Here is a 23,636-nt window from a genome sequence, read left to right on the forward strand (position 1 = left end):
AATCACTTATTTACCTATTGGTAACAAGTTCATGATTTGTCGATTATTCCGGTAACCTTACCGTTATCATTCCTGTGGTTCCCCACACCTTAGAAACTCGCCCATCCCATATGCGCGAATCATCGTCAAAGATGGCGTCTAGTAAGGCTTTCTCTAAGTTGTCCTTGTCTGGTTTTTGCTGGTGGGGCTTACCGTCCATTTCAGCCTGTTTTTTCTTGCTCCATGACTTCGGCATAGGCATAACAAAAATCACGTGGTAATCGCTCTCAGGCAAGTTAATACCCCTTGCTCTCACCTCGTCACAGAACGCCCGGTAACGCATTACCGCAGGTCGCTTCTGCCACTTATCACGCTGAGTCATACGCGGCTTAGGTACTGGCACAACTGGATAATCAAGGGTTCTCATTGCGCCAGTCCTCGCTTGATACGCTTCGCCCTTGGTTTCGCCAGTAGCTCGTTAAACATGATTTGTAAGCGTGCCGGTTCACCTGTTTGGCGCCATGGACCATACGTAGGCTCAATAACCTTGACTGGCTTCTCTACAGGCTTATGAACCTGTTTTCTCACCATGTATCTTTTGCTGCTGCTTGCTTGAAGCTTCAAGCCGTCTTTGTAGTTATCATTCAGCTTGTAACCCAACCAAGGCGAACCCTCGACAACTGCAGGGGAAATAACATTAAACTTTTCAAGTTGAATAACAGCGTGCTTTACAGCGCCATACGCTGCTTTAACGCCAGTACTTTCAATGTGATTGCGAAGCCCTTTAATCGTCATGCTTTTGCCGCATTTAAGTGCTTCTATGACTCGATCCTGAAATAACATAACCATTACCTCGAATTCGATTAACCCACGCGGTTAATATAAACAATTTGTTTATCTTTTCAACCATAAAAAATCAGTAAGAATTGATTTTCTTACCACCCTTTAAAACGCTCTGTAACGCTCTACATTTGATTTTCAAATTAAACCTATGTGATTATCATCCTGCATACCAAAAATGCCAGTATGTTAATCCTGCTAACGATTTTGATAACCTTTGAATCTCATTGTCTCCGTTGTTTACTTTTTCCTAGTAATTCCATCCATGCTGGCGGTGGTCTAGTTTTGTCTTCAACTTTTAGTGTTGGCTTTGGTACAACTTCCCCCTTGTGAACTCGTTCAGTCCATTTGGCAAGCATTTTAGCCAGTCGTCTCTCACATTCGATATCAGTCAATCGATGCTCAAGCATTTGATCTCTAAGGTCTGTAAACATCCAGTACTGAACCGGGTGTTTGAATGGGTACATTTCTGCGCTCCGGTAGTTATTGCGCTTAGCGCAGTAGGTTAGAAAGTCTCTAAGCTGTTCGTCAGGATCAAGCCCAAATGGATTCTGCTTAGCAGCTTCACCAGATAACGCGACAATCACGTCTGATAGCTCCGGTGGCCATGGATTACCATTCATGCAGCGATCGATACAGAATTTAAACAATCCGTCCAGCTGCTGGTCACTCAATGCGCTTAGCGCTTGCTTCCACATCAATGACGGTTCCGTGCCATTCTTGTTTTTCCATTTGTCGCCGTAGATTTCGATCATCTTCAGCCAGAGCGTCAACAGCGTCTTGCCCGTATTTATCGAGGACGTGTTGTAAGAATTCCTGCATCGCTTTTGGCTTTCCTGCGAACTGGCTATCGATCTTAGCTCTCTGACCTGCCCCATTTTTCACCACCTTTTCGTTTTTCAATCGACTGTGTTTCAGACCTTTAGCAAGAGCTAGTTCCCATTGCTCATGTGTTTTGGCTTTTCCCTCTGCCCCCCAGTAGGTTATAAACTCGGCTAACTCATGAGGCTGTAACGGCTCTTTGAGTGTCGTTCCCCAGTATGCAGCCTTTTGGGTGAAGTCCTGATCAGGCTCCCAACCGTGATACATCACAAATTTATCATTCACACCAAAACCACCAGCTGGAACACGACCGTTCAAGATAGAATTATTAGCATTCGGATCAGATTGAAAATTATCCTCGCGCGTATTAGAGAGAGGTTTTATATTTCCTTTCCCTTCCTTTCCTAAAGGTAGTCCTTCAGTATCACTACCGTAGTTTTCCGGTAGTAGGTTTAGTTCTTTGATTTTACTTGGAGTTTTCTTATTAACGACCTGATGTTTTGTGAAATTATTTATCAGCCCATAACGCTTACCATCTTGAGCAGAAAATAAGCTAATATAACCACAATTGGAAAGCTCCTGTAGCAGTACCGGAATACTACCGGAGGTTTCCCGTATAGGAAAAACAGCGGCTTTAATGAGCTTTGGATTAGCATTGAAATATCCCTCATCATCTGCATAATTTAATAAACCAATCGCCAGTAAACATGCCGCCTCTGAAATATCAGCCATGTCCTCATCAGTCCAAAAAGTCGGCTTAATGGTTCTTATGCGAGCCATATCAACCCCCTGAACTATTTTCATAAATAAGATTCCCTGCAATCATCATGCTTGAACTCCCATTTCTCTTGCCTGCTTGAGAATGCTATTAACGCTTTCACGGTAATTTGCAGCGTGCTTAGCAGCACATTCAACACAAACACCATTACTTACAAAGCGCTCAGCAACATGACCATGTACACATGGTTTACCCGTATAAAAACGAGATAGCCCTTTAACTGCCGCCTCTTTTCTACTAATAACTTTCATTGAAAACCTCTATTACAGTTATGTGTGCAGTAAGATTACACAGCAACAAAAAATAAATCAACCTTAAATGAGTTATTGTTTATCACCATAATCAAAAAAAGACCGCTTTCGCGGCCTAGTGTGATTTACTTCATAAATTTATCTGCTATTTGGTCTAGCGTTAGCTCTATTCCGAATGTGTTTAAAGCCTTCTGCAACCGCTTAGCTGTCTGTAATGACACGCTACGGCTGCAATAGCGAAGATGAATAGAAATATACTGGACGGTCAGATTTGCGCTGTCTGCAAATTGCTGACGCTCACGTTTAGATAGACTATTCCAGAATGTTTTAAAGTCTGTAAATACCATATTAACCACCCAAAAAGATAAACAAATCACGGAAATTGAAATCATGATAAACAAATTGGGAATTTACCTCAAAGGTTAATTTGATATTTAATAGATAAACAGAATAAACAATATCGAGCAAATTACACACAAAGGAAGAACGTACCGTGAAAAGCATCCAGGATATCAGAAGAGACAATCTTGTCTTTGTGATAGAAAAGCATTACGAAGGGAAACAAAAACGCTTGGCTACTGCTTTGGGTTGCGCTCCGAACGTTATTTCTCGTTATTTAATGTCATCAGATATGAAAAGTCATCGCTCACTAAGCGATCCTGTCGCTAGAAAAATTGAGTTCCTTACCAAACTTCCAAAGTATTACATGGATAAGGACCACTTAAATTCTCCGGCTGAACAAATTGCGGATGAACTAGCCAGACAGCCTACAGATATTGGTCGCATACTTGGCGATAACATCACTACATTTATGTTGGTTGATGGCATCAAATCGCAAGCACAGTTATCGGTTAGCTCAGGATTAGGTCAAGCAACAGTTAACCGGATAATCAAGAATGAATCTAGCGCTACTATTGATAGTGTTGCAGCAATAGCTAATGCACTCGGCAGAAAGCCCTATGAGCTTTTAATGTCAAAAGACGATGAAGACGTTCTACACTACGATCATAAAAAGTTTGCAGCCCTACCCGATAACGAGAAAGAAAAAATCCAAGACTTTATTGAGTTCATCATTAGTAAAAATGAAAATTAAAACAAAGCATTATGATTATAGCCAGCCTCGAGCTGGCTTTTTTATACGCACAAAGATAAACAATTTGTTTAATTTATTTCATTTTAGCGATTGACAACCATCATTTAAGGGTTATTATTTATCTAACATTAACCCACAAGGTTAACGCTCTTTAACAATACAGAATGGCTATCACACTCCTAAATTCTGTGAGCCACAGAATGTCTTAGCTAACCCGTAGATTCGGAATGCAAGATTTGGATAGTGACAATATTAATCAATCTAGCTGTTTTAGCTGGATTTTTTTCACGCCACAAACATAAACATTTTGTTTATCAAAAGGTGATTGAAATGATGTTTTTTATCGAAAATGGTTTTCATGTGTTTATCGTGCGTGGAAACAAGAAAGTATTTAGTAGTTTTAAAGACGGCGTTAAGTGGGCTTTTACCACCAGCCTAGCAATTCAAACCGACAAGGAATTTTCTAATGAACAATCAAGAACAATTTGAAAAACGTAACCTCGCAAATATTGTTAGCGCGATCCTAATGGCTAACGATATTAACACCGCAGATAACCTGCACGCGCTTACTGACCACTTAAGCAAAGAGCGCATCAGCGAAGAAATGCAGCAATTTGAAAAGATTGCTTTTGATTTATCGCTAAGTTCAATGGCAACACCAAACTTCATGCAATTACATAATAATGACATCATCAATGCATTTGTTCATGTCATTAAAAACCCTGAAAAGTTTCGCTCAAACGCTGACCGCAAGCAGTATTTTAAATCACTGTTATCATCTGAGCCTGTAGATGTACCAGAACAGGATAAGCCTGATGTAGTTGCTCACGCCAATGAAGATAAACAAATTGGTGATGATTCAAGAGTAATTATTAATGAATGCCCCATAAATGAACCACCTTACTTTGAACCAGGGCGTTACCCTGATATCCCTAATGATGTTTATCACAGCTCAAACGGTATCAGTAGTTCAATGCTGAAAGATGCTCGTATAAGCCTGATGTATTACAACCTCAGACACGTAAGAAAAATCATTCTTCGTGAAAATAAACGCTGTTTTGATTTAGGTAGCGCGTTTCATACATTGACGATGGAGCCTGAAAAGTTCGGCACTGAATTTAGTGTTCGTCCTGAAATTCCAGAGGGAGCTTTTACAAACACAGACTCCATGACGAAATGGATTGATGAATACAATGCTGGCTTACCTCAACCACGTAGCACTGACGAGCTAAAAGCAATAATCGAAGCCCACAACGCAACACTACCAGCACCATTGCCGCTATCTGGTTCAGTAGAAGAAATTGGCGGGCTGTATGCTGATTTACCTGATGAATTCAGAAAGATATCTGAGTCAGATAAACATACAGCCGCGGCAATGAAAGCCTGCATTAAAGAGTTTAATGCAACACTACCAGAGCCATTAAAAACATCTGGTAGCCGTGATTTTTTACTAAATCAAGTTTACACAATTAACCCTGATTTATGGGCCGAGGAAACTAGCAAACCTGAACCTCTTAAAAAATCAGGCAAGAAAGAAGAAATTGCAGCATCAATTAAAGCGATTAAACCTGATGCAGTATTTGAAGATGATTTAATTGGCGCATGGCGAAGTGACGAAACGAAAATTCAAGTTGAAACAATTGATTTTCAAACAGCTAAAAACATGCGCGATGCAGTAATGAATCATCCAGAGGCTAGCGCATTAATCAATCATCCAAACCGGGTATCAGAAGTCAGTTATTACGGTGTTGACGATGATACAGGGCTTGAAACAAGAGTTAGACCAGATATTGAAATTCAACTGAATGACAACCATAGAATTGGCTTTGATTTGAAATCCGTCTCTCTTGGTCGATTTAAGCAAGAAGCAATCACATCGATGATCCGCAGAGAAATACTTAATCGCGATTATCACATCAGTGCAGGTATGTATTCCGATATCGCGCAACTTGACCAGTTTTATTGGATATTCGTTAACTCTGATCCTCATTACCACTGGGTTGCAATCGTCGAAGCTTCACCAGAATTACTTGAACTTGGTCGCTTAGAGTACAAAAAGACGCTGCGCGATATCAATAACTCAATGAATACTGGCGTATGGCCTGCACCAGTCACCGAAACACTCACCATTAATCTTACTGACTTTGAAACACGCAAGTTAGAAGAACTTCAATTAGAAGCTTAATCAATGCTAGCGCCCTGCTTACTGCGTGGCGCTTATCAATTTAAAGGAAATCATCATGTCAGAAGTCGCTTTAAGCAACCAACAACAAACTGGTGTCATGAATAACATGTCACTTCTTTTTAATGCTGAAGCAATGAATTGTGTTATCCGTATTGCTGATTTAATGGCATCTGGTACCGCGACAGTGCCTAAACATTTACAGGGTAAGCCAGCTGATTGCTTGGCTATCACAATGCAAGCGTCTCGCTGGGGAATGGATCCATTTGTAGTAGGCCAAAAAACGCATTTAATTAACGGCACGCTAGGTTATGAAGCTCAGCTGGTCAACGCGGTGATCACCAGTTCAAACGTTGTTACAGGTCGTTTCCATTACGAATACGGCGGGGATTGGGAAAAGATTGTCGGCGTAAAAGAAAATCGTGATGAATCTGGCTTATTCATTCGTGTTGGTGCAGTTCTCCGAGGTGAAACAGAAATTACATACGGTGAACCGGTTTACTTAGCCGATGTGCAAACACGTAACTCACCGCTATGGAAAACCATGCCTAAGCAACAAATTGCTTACCTAGCTGTTAAATACTGGTCCCGCCTGTATTGCCCAGAAGTGATCATGGGGGTTTATACGCCAGATGAACTTGAAGAGCGAACCATCAAAGATGTTACACCACAAAAAGAGCGCGTAAGCCTCAATGAAATTACTCAGCAAAATGAGCCTGAGCAACATCACGAAGCCACCAGCGACGACAACAATGTAGTCACAGGTGAAATTGTTGATGATGGCTTTAACCATGAATTACTGCGCCAATCGATCACCGATGCTTCAACCCTGGATGAAGTTAAAGAAATTCGTCTACAAATCGACGAGCTTAAATCATCACTTGGCACCGCGTTGTTCACTGAGTTGAAGAATAAGGCTGTTCAGGCTTATCACCGCATCGATGCAAACAACAACCTTGAAGCACAAATTAATAGCCTGCCTGCAGGTGGATCACCGGAAGCTAAAGCAGCTTTCGAAAAGGTTTTTCAATTCCTTAACGCCAATAAACGTAAGCTTGGCGATGAGTTATTCAATGCGTTCAGTATCACGCTGAATGACATGAAAGACGAATATCAATAATGGCTGACGGCGGGTTTATCCCGCCATTGGAGTTACTATGAATTTAGAAGCATTAAAAACATTAGACGATATTTGCACCCCGGAAGAAGTTAAAGCTAAAACGGGCGTCGGTAACTCAATCTTGAATAAACTGCACAAAGAAAAAATTCTTGTGAAAGTTTATCTATCTGAACGCTCATATGTTTATCGTCGTGATGAAGTTAACGCCTATATCACTAGCTGCTGGAATAACCCCGAAGCAGCGAAAGAAGATATTGATATGGCTTTCGTTAACAAAAACAACCCCAATCACTCCAAAGCATCTGATCATGCTTCTAATTAACCGGATTAATTATGTCAGTAATTAAACATCCAGTTATACGCTATCACGGTAGCAAGTTTCGCTTAGCTAAATGGGTGATTAGTAACTTTCCTGATCACCGTTGCTATGTTGAACCATTTGGGGGAGCTGCTGGTGTTCTAATGCAAAAAGAACCTAGCTACGCTGAGGTGTATAACGATTTAGATAGTGAGGTAGTTAATTTATTTCAGGTGTTGCGTGATAAAGAAATGAATGAGCAGCTACAACATGCATGTTACCTAACGCCATATTCACGTGATGAATTCGAACTGGCCAGAATTAATATCAATGATCCTATTGAACGAGCTAGGCGAATGGTTGTTCGTGCATGTATGGGTTTTGGTTCCGCAGCTTCATCAGGTGGCACATCAGGTTTCCGCTCTGATAGTAAGCGCAAGTACGCTACCGCTTCACATCTTTGGGCTAAATACCCTCAAAATCTAGCTGCTGTATGCAGTCGGTTGCAAGGTGTGATCATAGAGAACAAACCGGCAACTGAACTAATCAAACAGCATGATAGCTCTGATACCTTGTTTTATGTAGATCCCCCCTACGTTCCATCCACCAGAGTAATGCGAAATCGTTATTACAATTTTGAACTTACCACCGACCAACACCATGAATTACTGCAAGTACTTAAATCAGTATCTGGCATGGTGGCTATCAGTGGCTATGAATCAGAGTTGTATAACGATGAATTATTAAGTTGGCGAAAGGTAACAAAAGAATCCCGTATTTCTGCAGGTCGTGGCACTGGAACCAGAACAGAATGCCTGTGGATGAATTACTAACCCTTCCATATGCGATTTAACCAATTATCCAAATTTTGTGTGGAGTATTAATTATGTCGAAAGAACTAACATTAAGTGAATTATTAACTCAGCGTTGTGTTGAATTTGCAAATAGCGAACAGGCTGTAGAAATTATTGATAAAGGCATTACTAAATTATTTACCAGTGTTGTTGATGATGCCTTTCGTTCCTATAGCGATTTTGGTAAAGCATTTAAAGAAGCAATGGAAAACGCCCTACCCACCAGCATAGAAGATATAGTTGATTTGAAAAAATACAACACGTTGGTTACTGAAAAAATGCGCAACTCTTGGGAAAACTCAGGAATCGAAACCGATTTACAGGAAAAGGTTGCCGCTTTAGTAAAAGATTTTGTTAGTGAGGAAGAATGCCCTAAATACATTAAGGCTTCTGATTTATGGGAGGCGTTTATCAAAGACAACGCTAACGATGCTATGGAAAATGGCTGGGATACCCCAACAGTGTTCGTTGATGATGAGCATGATAGTTCCATTTTCGTTAGCTTACATCCAGCGGAAAATAGCTCCTCATATAGTTCTATAAGAGAAAGTGAATGTGATTATAGATTCTTTCTAAGTAGTGTTCGGGCGGGTGATTATAAAAGCGAATTACTTATACATGACGATCATCAGGTATATGAATTATTTGGTGGCAAGGTTGGAGGTAAGATCCTAGGCAAAAGCATATTAACCCCATACTCCACTTTCGATAAGTTAATTTTAAACCTCTATTACGGCGGCAGCTTATTAGTTTGGGATGAGTCACCAGAAGATATTTGCTACTGCAATGATTATTAATAACGAGGGTGTTAATTATGCAACTTAACCAAATTGGATTAGTTTCCGCTATATCTACTGAAATAGAAAAACAAATACCCGGCATCCCTGCCGAACCTCGTTATATGAATGCCATTATTGATGCTGCTAATTTGATTTGTGATGAATTCAGAAGACCTATTGTTAAAGCATCCAGTGGCATGGGCCTTACTGCTTGGTTGGCCAGTGATGATACTGGGGCTAGTTCAAAATACATGGCTTCTATTCTTTCAGGTCAGTTTAGTGTTTCTCATAACTATCCTTGGGATCCGTCTGATTTTGGTCGCTGTATTCGATTACTGGAAGCGGTGCCTGAACTAGAAAGTGAATTACATAAAATGAAAGCATGTTCACCACAATGGGCTGCTGTAGTGGATAACTGGGATAAATGGAAAGAACTCTATAAGGCTCGTAATAGCGGCAAGCTTTATCAAGAAATGAAATCAGCATACACCAAATCAAAGGATTAAACATGAAAGAGCGCGGAATTATTTTTAACTCAGAAATGATACGCGCCATCCTTGATGGCCGTAAAACTCAAACTCGTAGAATAGTTAAACACCAGAGACACCCTAGCCAAGAAATAAAGCTTTGTGATGATGGTTTCTTTCACTGGTCAATGATTGGTGCTGAAAAGCCGCTAAGTGCAATTAATTATGAGTACGGGCGAGTTGGCGATCGCCTTTGGGTTCGTGAAACTTTTGCATTACTCGGTAATGAAGACGGTGTTTGTGTCGATTGGGATGGCAATATTCTGAAAGCTAACGAAGAGCAAGCAGCCAGAATTTATAGAGCCTCTTGTGAGCAAAAAGACGGGGATTATGGTTTATGGTCAATCCCTGATGCTGCTGATTGGAAACCTCATACCGACAATCACAAATTTGAGGGGGCGTGGACTCCATCTATTCACATGCCGCGCTGGGCTTCACGTATCACACTAGAAATTACTGATGTTCGAGTGGAACATCTACAAGATATAAGCGAGGAAGATGCATTAACTGAGGGGATTACCGCTGGTCGTTATGGAAATGAAGATAATTGGCAGAAAGGGTTTTACCTGCCCGATAGTAATCAGCCATATCAAACCGCAAAAGCAGCATTCTGCGCCTTATGGCAATCAATATATGGCGTAGATAGTTTTTATAAAAACCCGTGGGTATGGGTTATTGAATTTAAGCGAGTGTGATTATGAAAATAGAACAATCTCAAGTCACTAAACTTGAAATAACTGATGTGGAGAAACACGACCCGATTAGAGTTTATTTGGAAGATGATAACCAAGGCCGTGGTCGATTAACTATAACTGAATGGGGTGAGGCTTGGACTTGTTACTGGTCATCCATGTCAGGTTCATTAATTGACTTCATTATAAGAAATAACAATGGGTATTTAATTAGTAATTTATCGACAAAGCCGTTAGGTGCAAAAAGTATTGCTTACAAACGATTTGATTCTCGATTAGATACTATTCGAGAAGCTTTAATTAAATACTTATCATAAATAGGGTGGAGTAATGGAAGATAAGCAGAAAATACTTAATTCATTATTTACTCGCTTGAATTGGGATGCGCAAGATACTGGAATGATTAGATTGCGTAACGCTGAAATAGGAGGGTTACTTCAAATAAGATGTACCGCATTATGGAAGGAGGTAATTAACGCCACTGAAGAAACTGAGGATTTAATTAACCGATTAGCTGTATTTCACAGTGATGTTGAAAAAGCAGCTAAAGAAACTGGATTATACAAATGAATAAAACTCGTTGTGTATGGTGTAATAAGAAACTCAACAAAGAAGAGTTATTTTATTATGAATGCTCTTGTGAGAAATGCGAATATTATAGAGTTGCATTAAACAACAAAAATAAGTTTGATATTTTTGCTTTGAAAGTTGCATTCTATTTTAGAAAGATAATCAACTTAGTGTAGGTGATTATGAAAAAATATGACCTTATTTATTGCGATCCCCCTTGGCAATACAGCAATAAAGTTTCCAACGGTGCCGCAAACAATCACTACCAAACCACCAGCCTATTCGATTTAAAACACCTCCCCGTTCACACTATCGCCTCCGAAAATTCAGTCCTTGCCATGTGGTATACAGGAAACTTTGTGAAAGAAGCATTTGAGCTGGCCAAAGCGTGGGGCTTCACCGTACGCACATCAAAAGCATTCACGTGGGTTAAGTTCAATTCACTAGCTCATGAGCGTTTCGATAAAGCCCTACAAAATGGCACTCTGTTTGATTTTCATGACATGCTAGATCTGCTCAATACTGAAACCAAAATGAATGGCGGCAACTACACCAGAGCCAATAGCGAGGACGTGTTAATCGCAACTCGTGGCAATGGCTTAGAGCGTATGAGCGCCAGCGTTAAGCAAATCGTATTTAGCTGTTTAGGTGAGCATAGTCAAAAGCCGTGGGAGGTCAAAAATAGGCTTGAGCAGTTATACGGTGATGTTAATCGCATAGAGTTATTTGCGCGTGACATGTCACAAGGTTGGGATGCTTGGGGCAATGAATGCCCGAATAACAGCATTGAACTTACCTGCCCACAATTTAAACCTAAGGAGACCATCATTGATTGAATTCATTTTGATAGCGTACGCATGGATTGCAGGATATATCTTCTCTGCGATTGGTGCCGAAAATGATAGCCGCCCAGTAATTATAGAGCGGCTTTTTTATTCCGTATTTTGGCTGGTGGTTGGTGCATCTATGCTATCAACACTACTGGCCACAAAAATTTTAGGACCAGAAAAATAAACCTCTTAAATTTTACCCTTCTCTTTTCCTGTCCATTCATCAATCATATTAGCCCATTGCTGCAATAAATCACGCCTCTGTTCTGCGTATTCCGCTTTGTTATAAACAGCACGGACGCCCTTTTGCTCATGGGCTAAACACTTCTCTATCCAATCAGAATTAAAGCCAGCTTCATGTAACAATGTGCTGGCTGTTCTTCGCATGTCATGTACTGTGACGTGCTCAAATTCAATACCTTTTTTGTTTATTTTTTTTACTACGCCTGTAATGACATTATTCAATGCAGCATTTGATAAATGCTTATTAATGTCATGTCTCCCAGGTATTAAATATTCACTACCCATCGCACATGTTTTTAACCCTATTAAAATATCCATTGCCTGATCGGATAAATAAATGACGTGCGCCCTCCTTTTTTTCATCCTCTCTTTGGGAATTGTCCATTCTTTTGTTTCAAAGTTAATCTCATCCCATTTTGCTTTAATGAACTCACTCTTTCTTACAAGAGTAAAGAGAACAAACTTAACCCCTAATTTTAGAGTCGGGTAACAACTGTAATTTTCTAGTTCATTAAAAAATATCCCGATTTCTTTTGGTGATAACGAACGTTCACGAGCTTCAAACGTGGCGATGGATGAGGCTTTAATACTATCGACCGGGTTTTTTATTTCATACCCACGATCAATAACATAATTAAAAACAGAACCAATAATTTCGCGGACCTGTAAAGCAGTCGCCCTTGCACCGCGATCCTTTATCTTTTCACACAGCGCCCTAACCTTTTGAGTGGTTATCTCTTCTAGCTGTAATTTCCCCAGCGTTGGGTATATTTCCTTGCGTACAATGGCTTCTTTCATCGCCCTGGTGCTGTTAGCAAATCGGGTATCTTCTAAATATTTGACGGTATAGTCTTGCAATACCGTTCCTGATTTTCGACTATCAATACCGTCTCGCTTTTGTGAAGCCGGTGATATACCAGCATTTAGCATCTTTTTGGCTTCAATCAGCATTTCCCTTGCCTCTGCAAGAGTAATACCGTCATCACTGTAGCGTCCAAACGTTATAGTTTCTCTACGCCCGTTAAAGCGGTAATCATATCTAAATGAAATTGTTCCTGTTTTTGATACGGCAACATATAGACCATCACGATCAGTCACCTTATACAGCTTATCTTCTGGCTTTAAGCTCTTTAATTTTTTGTCGGTTAACACGTCGGTATTCCTTTGCACGATACCGTCTATTCTGTATTTTTTGTGACGGTATTAAGTTATAGATTTAGTCGTTTTAATTTCTGATACCGTCATATATACCGTCAAAATTACCTGCAATTGTCAATCGCTATCGATCACTAAAAACAAAAAGGCACCAGTAAGTAACTGATGCCTTTAGTATTAATGATTTCTAAAAATCGCTATCGATTATAGCTAAATCATTCCCACTCAATGGTCGCTGGTGGCTTGCCGCTGATGTCATAAACTACGCGGGAAATGCCATTTACTTCATTGATAATGCGATTAGACACGCGACCTAAGAAGTCATATGGCAAGTGAGCCCAGTGAGCAGTCATAAAGTCGATGGTTTCAACTGCACGCAGAGAAACAACCCAGTCATACTTACGACCATCACCCATTACGCCAACAGAGCGCACTGGTAAGAATACGGTGAATGCTTGGCTAACTTTATTGTACAGATCCGCTTTGTGCAGCTCTTCGATAAAGATAGCATCTGCGCGACGTAGCAGATCACAATACTCTTTCTTCACTTCGCCCAGAACACGAACACCTAAACCTGGGCCTGGGAATGGATGACGATACAGCATATCGTATGGCAGGCCTAACTCCAGACCAATCTTACGCACTTCATCTTTGAACAGCTCTTTCAGAGGTTCAACCAGACCCAGCTTCATATCTTCCGGTAAGCCACCGACGTTATGGTGAGATTTAATAACGTGCGCTTTACCTGTTGCTGATGCCGCAGACTCGATAATATCTGGGTAAATCGTTCCTTGAGCCAACCATTTGATATTTGGCAGCTTAGACGACTCTTCATCGAACACTTCGATAAATACGTGACCAATTTTCTTACGCTTAGCTTCTGGATCTGAAATACCTGCCAGTGCGTTCATAAAGCGGTCTTCTGCTTTCGCGTGGATGATGTTCAGGTCAAATTTACCTTGGAACATTTCCATGACTTGGTCAGCTTCATTTAAACGCAATAAACCGTTATCTACGAATACGCAGGTCAGGCGCTTACCAATCGCACGGTTTAATAATAGCGCAGTGACAGAAGAATCCACACCGCCAGACAGTGCTAGCAGAACATGGTCATCACCGATTTGTTCTTTCAGGCGAGCAACGGTATCTTCGATAATTGCGGCTGATGTCCACAGCGCTTCACATTGGCACAGATCCAATACGAAACGTTTTAAAATATTTAAACCTTGATGAGTGTGAGTCACTTCTGGGTGGAACTGAACACCGTAGAAACGTTTCTCAACGTCAGCCATGATGGCATATGGGCAGCTTGGCGTGCTTGCAATCGTTTTGAAGCTAGACGGGATAGAGGTCACTTTGTCGCCATGGCTCATCCATACATCTAAAACTGGCTTGCCATCTTCGTTCAGCGCATCTTGGATGCCGCGGAACAGGTCGCAATCTTCCAGAATTTCAACGTTCGCATAACCAAACTCACGTTCGCCAGACACTTCAACCGCGCCACCTAATTGCATGGACATAGTTTGCATGCCGTAGCAGATACCTAAAACAGGGACGCCCGCATTAAATACATACTCTGGTGCACGTGGACTATCAGCTTCTGTTGTGCTTTCTGGGCCACCAGACAAGATAATCCCGTTAGGATTAAATTCTCTGATTTGCTCTTCGGTTACATCCCACGCCCACAGTTCACAGTAGACGCCAATTTCACGGATACGACGCGCAATCAGCTGAGTATACTGAGAGCCGAAATCAAGAATAAGAATGCGATGCTTATGGATATTTGTAGTCATTTGAGGAGAATTCCAGCAATTCAAGTCAAAATAAAAGGTGGTGACGCCATCAATATGGGCGCCACCCTGAAACTTTTTGATTACTGTTTTAAAAGATAATAGCACCCCGAAATGGCGTTATTATCCTAAACAATAATTACTGCCCTAAGCGATAGTTAGGAGACTCTTTAGTGATAGTCACATCATGAACGTGGCTTTCTTGAATACCTGCTCCACTGATACGCACGAATTCAGCTTTCGTTCTCAGCATATCGATAGTACCGCAGCCTGTCAGACCCATACATGAGCGTAAGCCACCCATTTGTTGGTGAATGATCTCTTTTAAGCGACCTTTGTAAGCCACGCGACCTTCGATACCTTCAGGCACCAGTTTATCTGCTGCGTTATCAGATTGGAAATAACGGTCTGAAGAACCTTTAGACATTGCCCCCAGAGAACCCATGCCGCGGTATGCTTTATAGGTACGACCTTGGAACAGGATAGTTTCACCCGGAGATTCTTCGGTACCTGCAAACATGGAGCCAACCATCACACACGCTGCACCTGCCGCGATAGCTTTAGATATATCGCCAGAGAAGCGGATACCACCATCTGCAATAACAGGAATGCCAGTGCCTTCTAATGCACCCGCGGCTTCAGCAATTGCCGTGATTTGAGGTACACCCACACCAGTGACGATACGAGTCGTACAAATTGAACCTGGGCCGATCCCCACTTTCACTGCGCTAACGCCAGCGTCTGCTAACGCTTTCGCGCCTTCCGCTGTTGCAACGTTACCACCAATGATTTGCAAATCAGGGTATTTTTGGCGAGTTTCACGAATACGCTGTAAAACCCCTTCAGAATGACCGTGTGATGAGTCAATGAGCAGAACGTCAACGCCTGCTGCAACCAGTGCATCAACACGTTCTTCGTTACCTGCGCCGGCACCAACAGCCGCACCCACACGCAGACGACCTTGCTCGTCTTTACATGCGTTTGGTTTACGTTCTGCTTTTTGGAAATCTTTAACGGTGATCATACCTAACAGATGGAAGTTATCATCGATAACTAAGGCTTTTTCAACACGTTGCTCATGCATTTTTTGTAAAACGACTTCGCGTGCTTCGCCTTCTTTCACGGTGACTAAACGCTCTTTTGGCGTCATCACCGCAGTTACTGGTTGGTCTAAATCCGTCACGAAACGTACGTCACGACCTGTAATAATACCCACTAAAGAATTATCTTTAGAAACCACAGGATAACCCGCGAAACCATTACGCTCAGCCATTTCTTGTACTTCACGAATTGTGGTTTCTGGGGTAACAGTGACAGGATCAGTCACGACGCCGCTTTCATGTTTTTTCACACGACGGACTTCTTCAGCTTGGCGCTCAATGGACATGTTTTTATGGATAAATCCAATACCACCTTCTTGAGCCAGTGCGATAGCCAGATCAGATTCGGTGACAGTATCCATCGCTGCGGAGAGCATAGGAATGTTCAGGCGGATTTTTGCGGTCAGTTGAGTGGACAGATCTGCCGTGTTTGGCAGTACAGTTGAGTGTGCAGGGACGAGTAAAACATCGTCGAAAGTTAGTGCTTCTTTTTTAATGCGTAACATAGGCAATATCCCACCAGGCAGCGTTATGAAAGGTATAAAATATTGCCGCGGCATTATACACACCGTAATCGGTTGCTTCCAGCACTTTTTTCAAAAAAAACTTGATAAGTCCGTCGGCTACGTTAGTATCAGTCAATTAAGTCATTGTTTTAAAATTTGATCTAGCTCACATGTCGACTCAACAAAATAGCGCAATTTACTCAGTCAGCAAGCTCAACCAAACGGTAAGAGAACTTCTTGATAGCCAAATGGGACGAATTTGGTTAACAGCCGAAATTTCCAATTTTTCGCAACCAAGTTCGGGGCATTGGTACCTGACACTCAAAGATGATCGTGCCCAAGTTCGCGCGGCGATGTTCCGTGGACAAAATACTCGCGTCACTTTCCGTCCGCAAAATGGGCAACAGGTGTTAGTCCGTGCCACTGTCACACTGTATGAGCCGCGTGGAGACTATCAGCTAATCATCGAAAGCATGCAGCCCGCAGGTGAAGGTTTATTGCAACAGCGCTTTGAGCTACTCAAACAAACCCTCAATGCCCAAGGGCTATTTGATGTTATTCACAAGCAGGCCTTACCATCTCCAGCAAAACGTGTGGGGATTATTACCTCTGCAACCGGTGCTGCCCTGCATGACATTTTAAATATCCTGCATCGCCGTGATCCATCCCTACCCGTAGTGATCTACCCGACGGCAGTTCAAGGGGATTTAGCACCAGCACAAATCGCCAGAGCCATCGAGCTGGCAAACCTGCGCAATGAATGCGACGTGCTCATTGTGGGACGTGGAGGCGGGTCACTGGAAGATTTATGGGCATTCAACGAAGAGGTCGTAGCACGCGCTATTTTTGCTAGCCGATTACCAATCATAAGCGCTGTTGGGCATGAAACGGATGTGACCATCGCCGATTATGTTGCCGACGTACGCGCACCTACGCCATCTGCAGCCGCAGAGCTTGTCAGTCGCAATCAAACCGAAATGCTTCGCCAATTGAAATCAGGGCAACAGCACCTAGAAATGGCGATGGATTATTATTTGGCGGCTCAGCAGCAACGTTTCGCACGTCTTCAGCACCGTTTACAGCAGCAACACCCACAATTACGCCTTGCTCGGCAACAAAATCAGCTTTCAGTCTTACGCCAAAAACTGACCAATTCCATCAGCCGTCAGCTACAATCCGCTACCTTTACCTTCGATAAAAACCAACGCCGTTTGATGCAAAATGATCTGCGCCCTCAATTGCAACGCCAACAGCGCCAATTGCAGCAAACTCAGTATCATTTGCAGAATATGCTGACCCAGTTAGTGAATAACTACCGCCAGCGTTTTGCTGTTGCCTGCTCAAAAATGGAGGCTGTCAGCCCTCTTGCTACCCTCGCCCGAGGTTTCAGTATCAGTGAAACCTCGGATGGCGCGGTATTGAAAAAAACCAGCCAAGTGAAATTAGGTCAACAGCTCAAAACTCGCTTAAATGATGGATGGGTTGAAAGCCAAGTTACCAATATTCAGAAGGTTCGAGCAAAAAAATCACCCAAATAACCTTTTTTTAAAATATTCCGCGCCATCTCGAATGGCGCTATCTGCCGTTGGCATAAGGCGCGAATAATGCAAAAAGGCATGCAGTACTCCTGGATACATTTTATATTCACAAGGTATTTTATGTGATTGGAGTGTTTGAAATAATGTTGCGCTATCATCAAGTAACGGGTCATATTCCGCACTTGCAATAAAACAAGGTGGAACATCTCGCGTAAGATCGTTATTGAACAAGCAATAGTAAGGTTCTTCACGACTTCCTTGTTCGCCTAAGTAAGCATTGTCATACTCTTGGAGTTCTTCTCGTCTTAGCCCATCCCATTCACCACCATATAAACGGCGGCTGCCGGAATCTTGTAAACCATATAACCCATACCACAGTAAAACTGCGCAGATATCACCGCAGTAGATTCGTTTATCTCGCAACCATAACACGGTAGCAAGGGATAACATCGCGCCAGCAGAATCCCCCGCAAATCCAATGTGATGCATATTTAGCGCATATTTTTCAGCATGTTGATAATAAAACTGGCATACCGCTGCCGCTTCTTCAATCGCTTGAGGATAACGTGCTTCAGGGGAAAGTGAATAATCAATACCGATGACCGTACAGCCAGAATACAACGCTAATAAACGCATAATTCGGTCATGAGTATCAAGATTGCCGAGGATAAACCCGCCACCGTGTAGATAAAACAGTGTGGCAGGTGTATGTTCAATAGGGTGATAAATTCTCGTGACAACGTCACCTTTAACGGTTTTAACCGTCATGTTTTCAACACGAAAAAGTTCAGGTGCGTTGGCGTTCCAATAACGGCGATCTTCATTATAAGCAATACGCTGAGCTTCATAGCTTCCATCAGTTGGCTCAGCTGGTCTCTGTTGTTCATAATATTGAATAACTTTTTGCATCTCTGGCGAAATTAAATCAAGCACATTGATTTTATTGGTAGTTTTCATTGCAATCTCCATACTTTTATTGGTTGATTGTAATGAATCCAAAGGGATAAACTGAGAGTCGAGTATCCAATATTGAAAAGCGTTTAGATAATAAGCCTATCAATCTTCCTTAGTCAGTAAAGCTAAAAATAATACTAAACGCTTTCCGTTAATTATCCCTTGATTAGAAACGCACTTGACCGCCAATCATGTAACTGCGCCCTCTTCCCGTTTCATTGTTTCTGCCACGTTCTTCCATCACTGCGCCAGAGTTCGCACGGTTTAGCACGTCGGTGTAGTTTTCATTAGTGAGGTTATTAATCGCCATCATTAATTTGAAATGTTTATTGATTTCATAGTCTGCGTACAGATCAACGATAGTTGGCTGTTTTTCATACTTTTCCGTCATTGCATCCCCGTTCATGTCACCGTCAGGAATTGGGCTGATACGTTTAGATGGTCCCGTCCATGTTACTGTCGAGCCTACGGTCAGTTTTTCATCAAACAGGCGAACACCCGAATCTAAAGTCACATAATATTCAGGTAATTGGGTAAAGTCCCCTGCACTAAATACCGATGTACTGTTGATTGATACTGGTTGTTTGCCAGACTCTTTGGTGTAAGAAACCATGGAGTAAAACACGCCAGCATCGTAGTTAGCTTGCAACTCATAACCGCGCAAATTAACATCTCGAGGGTCGTTCACATACATATCAGCACGTTGAAAAATATCTGGATTTTCTTTATCCCACACATCATCGTTAATTAAGCACCAATCAAATTCTTCTTGAGAGGTTGCACGGCATAACATGAAGGATTTACTGGTAATGTAGTCTTTAATATGAGTATGGAACCACAACGCTTTTAGGTTAAATTGGTCTCCTTCCACCACTAAATCTGGCTTAAAGCTATTAAAACCAATTTGCCAAGTTTTTGATTTTTCCCCCTTTAGGAACGGATTCATACTCTGACCGCCATTTGATGAGAAAAAGGCTTCTTGAGAATTTGGCGCACGCATCGAATGCGCGTAACTCACAAATGGCTGAAATTCAGGAATAATTTGTGCCGATACTAACACTCCTGGGTTAATACCACTTTCTCGTAAATTTAACGTACTGGCTTCTTGAGGGAAGCATTTCTCGGTTTCATCACAAGCGGGTTTATACCCTTGAACGCGATAATTTAAATAATTGAGGTCGAATGTAGCAGTATAAATATCGTACTGCGCCTCAAATTGCGTATACAAGCTCGCAATATCTTGTGTACCACTCGGCGAGAATGGGTTGTAAGTAATCGTGTTTGGATCTTCTACTGGCTTTGTGATTTTTTGGTATTTGGTCTTCATTAATTTCGAACCAACCTGCCACTTAAAATCAGTGTCACCATAAGAAAAACGGCTGGTATTGGAAATATTAATACTGTCAGATTTGTTCTCTGACTCGGCGTCTTTTAATGCACCGCCAATAGGCTCACCTTGGAATTTTTGGGTATTAAATCCATGGCTCGCCAGCACTTCCACATCAATCAATTCGTTGATTGGCGTGTATTTATATTTAAGATAATAATCTTCGCTATTAATCTTACGGCTGGTTAATTTATTTTGTAAAAATCGGCCGCTGAATTCGACTTCATGGCTATCATTCGGTTTATATTTTAATTTAGTTAATTGAGATTGCGGTTTTTGTTTGAATGTCGGATCCGTTGCAAATTCATCGGTATCAAACCCATCACCATTTTTATAACTGCCTGGGATATTGTGCCCACTCACCGCAATTAAGCCGCCAAAATAACCATCACCCTCATTTAATAACGTTTTTCCCGCAACTGAAACCATACCGTTATAGCCAAGTCCATTATCACCCCAGCTCCCTTTGCTACGTACTCCCCACAAATTATCTTTGAAAATTACATCATCGATAGATAAGGTTCGAAAGTTTGCGCTTCCCGCTAAGGCGTTAACACTGTTGCTGCCATTCAATTGCCCCTTTTCTACCTCAACCTCCACAATAAAGTTAGGGTCAATAAGTGAGCCAAAGTCATTACTCGGCTGCATGCCGTGGGTGAACTTACTCGGCGATATACCGTAATAGCTTTGCGTGACGCCATCGACCATCATATTCACGCGCCCAAAACCACTCAGCCCGCGAATATTCACATTGATGGTGCCTTGGCTCGCATCCATTTGGGTATAGGTTCCGGGCATCGAACGGATAATTTTATCCATGGATTGCAATTTATTTTCGGTGCCGACTGCGCTATAGGCGCCTGGTTTTTCCAATGCTTTGACTAACGGCGTTTGTTTTTGCGCGCCCGACACTTTTAATTGGCTAAAATTAACCACATCATCTTTCTGTTTATTTGTCTGCTGTGTGTTTTCAGACAAAGCGAAGCCGTGGAAGCCAGCGGAAATAGTCCCAGCCACCATGATTATTATTTTATTATTCATTAAACCATTCCCGTAAACGTACTGATAAAACAGTCGCTCACATTGCAAACGCAGAATAAAAATAATGTCTGCGAATAGGATCAGCTGCAGTGTTAATAAACCATACAACTGATCCTTAATAGCCTTATTTTTGGCTAATTATTATGGGTAACGCTATTTTAAATCTGGAAAATATTTTGCTTTATTTTCTAACATCAGAATAAAACTATATTCTCTGGCAATATCATCTAAGGCATTAAAACGGCCGGATTTTCCACCGTGTCCGGCATTCATATTGGTTTCTAATAACAATAAAGAATTGCCTTGTTTCAGATCACGCAGTTTTGCCACCCATTTTGCAGGCTCCCAATATTGTACTTGGGAATCATGTAGCCCCGTAGTGACCAAAATATGCGGGTAATGTTGAGCTTTGATATTGTCATATGGGCTATAGGCTTTAATGCGCCAGTAATCTTCCTCATTCTCTGGATTACCCCACTCATCATATTCCCCTGTAGTCAGTGGAATTGAAGGGTCAAGCATGGTCGTGACAACATCAACAAATGGCACTGCAGAAACCACGCCTTCATACAGATCAGGAGCCATATTGACAACAGCGCCCATCAGTAAGCCACCTGCGCTACCACCCATGGCGTAGACATGGCCTTTTTCCCCATAACCTTGCGCCAGCAAGGCATTAGTCGCATCAATGAAGTCCGTAAAGGTATTCATTTTATGGACGGTTTTACCCTGAATGTACCAATTCTTTCCTAAGTCTCCACCACCACGGATATGGGCAATAGCATATACAAATCCGCGATCAAGCAGTGATAAGCGAGAAGAACTAAATGACGGGTCGATACCATATCCATATGCACCGTAACCGTAAACCAGAAGTGGGTTTTTACCTTGTTTGAAACTATCTTTGCGATAAACTAACGAAACCGGTACTTTCACTCCATCTTGGGCAGTGATCCAAATACGTTCACTTTGATAATTCGCTTTATTGAAATCCTTCACTTCCTCTTGTTTTAATAGCTGTTTCTCTTGAGTCAGCATATTAATTTCATACACCGAGGATGGTGTTGTCATGGAGGAGTAGCCGTAGCGTAATTTATCAGTATCTGGCTCTGGGTTGTTGCCAATCCACGCCATATAAGCCGGATCATCAAAGCTGACAGAATGTTCTTTGTGAGTTAACCAACTAATTTGTCGAATATTCACTAAGCCGTTTTGGCGCTCTTCAATCACCAACCAGTTATTAAATAGCGCAAAATCTTCAAGGTCGACATCATCACGAGGTGCGATAAAGCTTACCCATGGTGCCGTGGCATTATCCGCAATATACAGCCCGAATAATGGATGCTGATGATTAGAGCGAATATAGAATTTGCCGTTAAAATGATCAGGGTAATATTCGATACCTGTTTTGCGAGGTTGTAGCACTATCGCATCACGTTCAGGTTGGTTCGCATCCAAAAGACGATATTCTGAGGTTTCGGTGCTGGTGATCCCAATCAGAATATAATCTTTGGAGGTGGATTTCGCTAAACTGACGAAGTAAGTATCATCTTTTTCTTCATACACCAATTTATCAGCGGATTGCGCTGTTCCATATTGGTGCTTAACCACTTGATAAGGCAATAGTGTTTGTTTGTCTTTGTTAACATAAAACAGTGTGCGGTTGTCATTTGCCCACACAATATTGCCGGAGGTGTTAGTTAGGACATTTTCTTGCCACTTTGCATCATCAACTTTGCGGAACGAAACCGCATAATCATTACGACCTTGGCGGTCTTCAGCGATCGCTATCGTGGTGTTATCGGGAGAAATGGCTAGCGCCCCCATTCGGTAATATTCAGTGCCTTCCGCACGTTGGTTACCATCAACCAAAACTGTCCATTCGCCATCACTATTAATTGGGCGTCTTTCATAAATGGAATAGTTTTTACCGGCGACAACGCGAGAACGGTATGTATAGCCATTGTAGTTGTATGGCACAGACTCATCATCTTGCTTTACGCGAGATAATAATTCGTCGTAAATTTCCTGTTTTAATGGCTCACCCAATTCAAGCTGTTGCGTGGTGTAGGCATTTTCTTGATTCAGATATTCAAGGATCTCAGGAGCTTCACGGTTATCGTCTCTTAACCAATAATAGTTATCAACGCGCTGATCCCCATGAATAGACATAGTGTGGGGCTGTTTTTTCGCTATTGGTGCTAGCATTTTGTCCTCCGCAGCACTGCTGGCTGCATATAACCCAAGTAGTGTGACCACGCAATAAGTGGTGATTCTATTACGCATGGTTTTATTATGTATGGTTTT

25 protein-coding genes are annotated in these 23,636 nt (G+C 41.9%); 14 read left to right on the forward strand and 11 right to left on the reverse strand.

Annotation, left to right across the window (positions count from 1 at the left end; all coding sequences use genetic code 11):
- Positions 1 to 43: 43 nt before the first annotated feature.
- The 5 genes from HFU86_RS10510 to HFU86_RS20135 form a co-directional block, all read right to left on the reverse strand.
- Positions 44 to 406, reverse strand: coding sequence for a RusA family crossover junction endodeoxyribonuclease (locus HFU86_RS10510; RefSeq protein WP_187129226.1), 363 nt, complete (start codon positions 404 to 406; stop codon positions 44 to 46).
- Positions 403 to 822, reverse strand: coding sequence for a hypothetical protein (locus HFU86_RS10515; protein WP_255425970.1), 420 nt, complete (start codon positions 820 to 822; stop codon positions 403 to 405). The genes HFU86_RS10510 and HFU86_RS10515 overlap by 4 nt, the downstream gene beginning before the upstream one ends.
- Before the next feature lie 221 nt (positions 823 to 1,043).
- On the reverse strand, positions 1,044 to 1,517 hold the full coding sequence (locus tag HFU86_RS10520; protein ID WP_187129228.1) for a replication protein P: 474 nt from the start codon (positions 1,515 to 1,517) through the stop codon (positions 1,044 to 1,046).
- Entirely contained in the window at positions 1,486 to 2,445 is a 960-nt protein-coding gene (locus HFU86_RS20130; protein WP_187129229.1) for a DnaT-like ssDNA-binding domain-containing protein, read from the reverse strand. Before HFU86_RS20130 ends, HFU86_RS10520 begins: the two co-directional genes overlap by 32 nt.
- 21 nt (positions 2,446 to 2,466) lie before the next feature.
- Positions 2,467 to 2,670, reverse strand: a complete 204-nt coding sequence (locus HFU86_RS20135; RefSeq protein ID WP_187129230.1) for a hypothetical protein — start codon at positions 2,668 to 2,670, stop codon at positions 2,467 to 2,469.
- 493 nt (positions 2,671 to 3,163) lie between these two features.
- Here HFU86_RS20135 and HFU86_RS20140 point away from each other — a divergent pair, with 493 nt between their 5' ends.
- The 13 genes from HFU86_RS20140 (at position 3,164) to HFU86_RS20145 (ending at position 11,799) form a co-directional block, all read left to right on the forward strand.
- Positions 3,164 to 3,763: a helix-turn-helix domain-containing protein gene (locus HFU86_RS20140; protein WP_187129231.1), complete on the forward strand. Its 600-nt coding sequence runs from the start codon at positions 3,164 to 3,166 to the stop codon at positions 3,761 to 3,763.
- A gap of 243 nt (positions 3,764 to 4,006) precedes the next feature.
- Positions 4,007 to 4,252, forward strand: a complete 246-nt coding sequence (locus HFU86_RS10540) for a hypothetical protein (protein ID WP_187129892.1) — start codon at positions 4,007 to 4,009, stop codon at positions 4,250 to 4,252.
- Complete coding sequence (locus HFU86_RS10545) at positions 4,230 to 5,948, forward strand: PD-(D/E)XK nuclease-like domain-containing protein (protein WP_187129232.1); 1,719 nt, start codon at positions 4,230 to 4,232, stop codon at positions 5,946 to 5,948. Before HFU86_RS10540 ends, HFU86_RS10545 begins: the two co-directional genes overlap by 23 nt.
- Positions 5,949 to 6,003: 55 nt before the next feature.
- On the forward strand, positions 6,004 to 7,065 hold the full coding sequence (locus HFU86_RS10550; RefSeq protein ID WP_187129233.1) for a RecT family recombinase: 1,062 nt from the start codon (positions 6,004 to 6,006) through the stop codon (positions 7,063 to 7,065).
- Between the two features lie 37 nt (positions 7,066 to 7,102).
- Positions 7,103 to 7,387, forward strand: coding sequence for a hypothetical protein (locus tag HFU86_RS10555; protein WP_036953277.1), 285 nt, complete (start codon positions 7,103 to 7,105; stop codon positions 7,385 to 7,387).
- Positions 7,388 to 7,398: 11 nt separating this feature from the next.
- Positions 7,399 to 8,196, forward strand: a complete 798-nt coding sequence (locus HFU86_RS10560; protein WP_187129234.1) for a DNA adenine methylase — start codon at positions 7,399 to 7,401, stop codon at positions 8,194 to 8,196.
- A gap of 53 nt (positions 8,197 to 8,249) precedes the next feature.
- On the forward strand, positions 8,250 to 9,014 hold the full coding sequence (locus tag HFU86_RS10565; protein ID WP_187129235.1) for a hypothetical protein: 765 nt from the start codon (positions 8,250 to 8,252) through the stop codon (positions 9,012 to 9,014).
- A gap of 17 nt (positions 9,015 to 9,031) precedes the next feature.
- Positions 9,032 to 9,502: a hypothetical protein gene (locus HFU86_RS10570; protein WP_187129236.1), complete on the forward strand. Its 471-nt coding sequence runs from the start codon at positions 9,032 to 9,034 to the stop codon at positions 9,500 to 9,502.
- 2 nt (positions 9,503 to 9,504) lie between these two features.
- Positions 9,505 to 10,218 (forward strand): hypothetical protein, encoded by a 714-nt coding sequence (locus HFU86_RS10575; RefSeq protein ID WP_222717612.1) that lies wholly within the window; start codon positions 9,505 to 9,507, stop codon positions 10,216 to 10,218.
- A gap of 2 nt (positions 10,219 to 10,220) precedes the next feature.
- The gene (locus tag HFU86_RS10580) at positions 10,221 to 10,532 is read left to right on the forward strand and encodes a hypothetical protein (RefSeq protein WP_187129237.1); all 312 of its coding nucleotides are present in this window, start codon (positions 10,221 to 10,223) and stop codon (positions 10,530 to 10,532) included.
- 13 nt (positions 10,533 to 10,545) lie between these two features.
- Positions 10,546 to 10,785 (forward strand): hypothetical protein, encoded by a 240-nt coding sequence (locus HFU86_RS10585; protein WP_187129238.1) that lies wholly within the window; start codon positions 10,546 to 10,548, stop codon positions 10,783 to 10,785.
- Positions 10,786 to 10,967: 182 nt separating this feature from the next.
- Entirely contained in the window at positions 10,968 to 11,621 is a 654-nt protein-coding gene (locus tag HFU86_RS10590) for an MT-A70 family methyltransferase (protein WP_187129239.1), read from the forward strand.
- Positions 11,614 to 11,799 (forward strand): hypothetical protein, encoded by a 186-nt coding sequence (locus tag HFU86_RS20145; RefSeq protein WP_187129240.1) that lies wholly within the window; start codon positions 11,614 to 11,616, stop codon positions 11,797 to 11,799. The genes HFU86_RS10590 and HFU86_RS20145 overlap by 8 nt, the downstream gene beginning before the upstream one ends.
- 5 nt (positions 11,800 to 11,804) lie before the next feature.
- On the opposite strand, the gene HFU86_RS10600 is transcribed toward HFU86_RS20145, so the two are convergent.
- From HFU86_RS10600 to guaB, 3 genes are all read right to left on the reverse strand, one after another.
- A complete protein-coding gene (locus HFU86_RS10600; protein ID WP_187129241.1) occupies positions 11,805 to 13,010 on the reverse strand; it encodes a tyrosine-type recombinase/integrase in 1,206 nt (401 codons plus the stop codon).
- A 218-nt stretch (positions 13,011 to 13,228) separates the two neighbouring features.
- Complete coding sequence (gene guaA / locus HFU86_RS10605; protein ID WP_132496046.1) at positions 13,229 to 14,806, reverse strand: glutamine-hydrolyzing GMP synthase; 1,578 nt, start codon at positions 14,804 to 14,806, stop codon at positions 13,229 to 13,231.
- Positions 14,807 to 14,942: 136 nt separating this feature from the next.
- A complete protein-coding gene (gene guaB, locus HFU86_RS10610) occupies positions 14,943 to 16,409 on the reverse strand; it encodes an IMP dehydrogenase (protein WP_036953269.1) in 1,467 nt (488 codons plus the stop codon).
- 170 nt (positions 16,410 to 16,579) lie between these two features.
- On the opposite strand from guaB, the gene xseA reads away from it, so the two are divergent.
- The gene (gene xseA, locus HFU86_RS10615) at positions 16,580 to 17,947 is read left to right on the forward strand and encodes an exodeoxyribonuclease VII large subunit (RefSeq protein ID WP_132496047.1); all 1,368 of its coding nucleotides are present in this window, start codon (positions 16,580 to 16,582) and stop codon (positions 17,945 to 17,947) included.
- On the opposite strand, the gene aes is transcribed toward xseA, so the two are convergent.
- The 3 genes from aes to HFU86_RS10630 all read right to left on the reverse strand — a co-directional run bounded on the left by aes (position 17,936) and on the right by HFU86_RS10630 (position 23,615).
- Entirely contained in the window at positions 17,936 to 18,904 is a 969-nt protein-coding gene (gene aes / locus HFU86_RS10620) for an acetyl esterase (RefSeq protein WP_132496048.1), read from the reverse strand. The two genes, xseA and aes, sit on opposite strands and share 12 nt — an antisense overlap.
- 163 nt (positions 18,905 to 19,067) lie before the next feature.
- On the reverse strand, positions 19,068 to 21,329 hold the full coding sequence (locus tag HFU86_RS10625; protein WP_187129242.1) for a TonB-dependent receptor domain-containing protein: 2,262 nt from the start codon (positions 21,327 to 21,329) through the stop codon (positions 19,068 to 19,070).
- A 153-nt stretch (positions 21,330 to 21,482) separates the two neighbouring features.
- Complete coding sequence (locus tag HFU86_RS10630) at positions 21,483 to 23,615, reverse strand: S9 family peptidase (protein ID WP_187129844.1); 2,133 nt, start codon at positions 23,613 to 23,615, stop codon at positions 21,483 to 21,485.
- Positions 23,616 to 23,636 lie beyond the last annotated feature (21 nt).

It is taken from the genome of Providencia sp. JUb39 (assembly GCF_012272845.1).
In the GTDB taxonomy this organism is placed as follows: Bacteria; Pseudomonadota; Gammaproteobacteria; order Enterobacterales; family Enterobacteriaceae; genus Providencia; species Providencia lanzhouensis.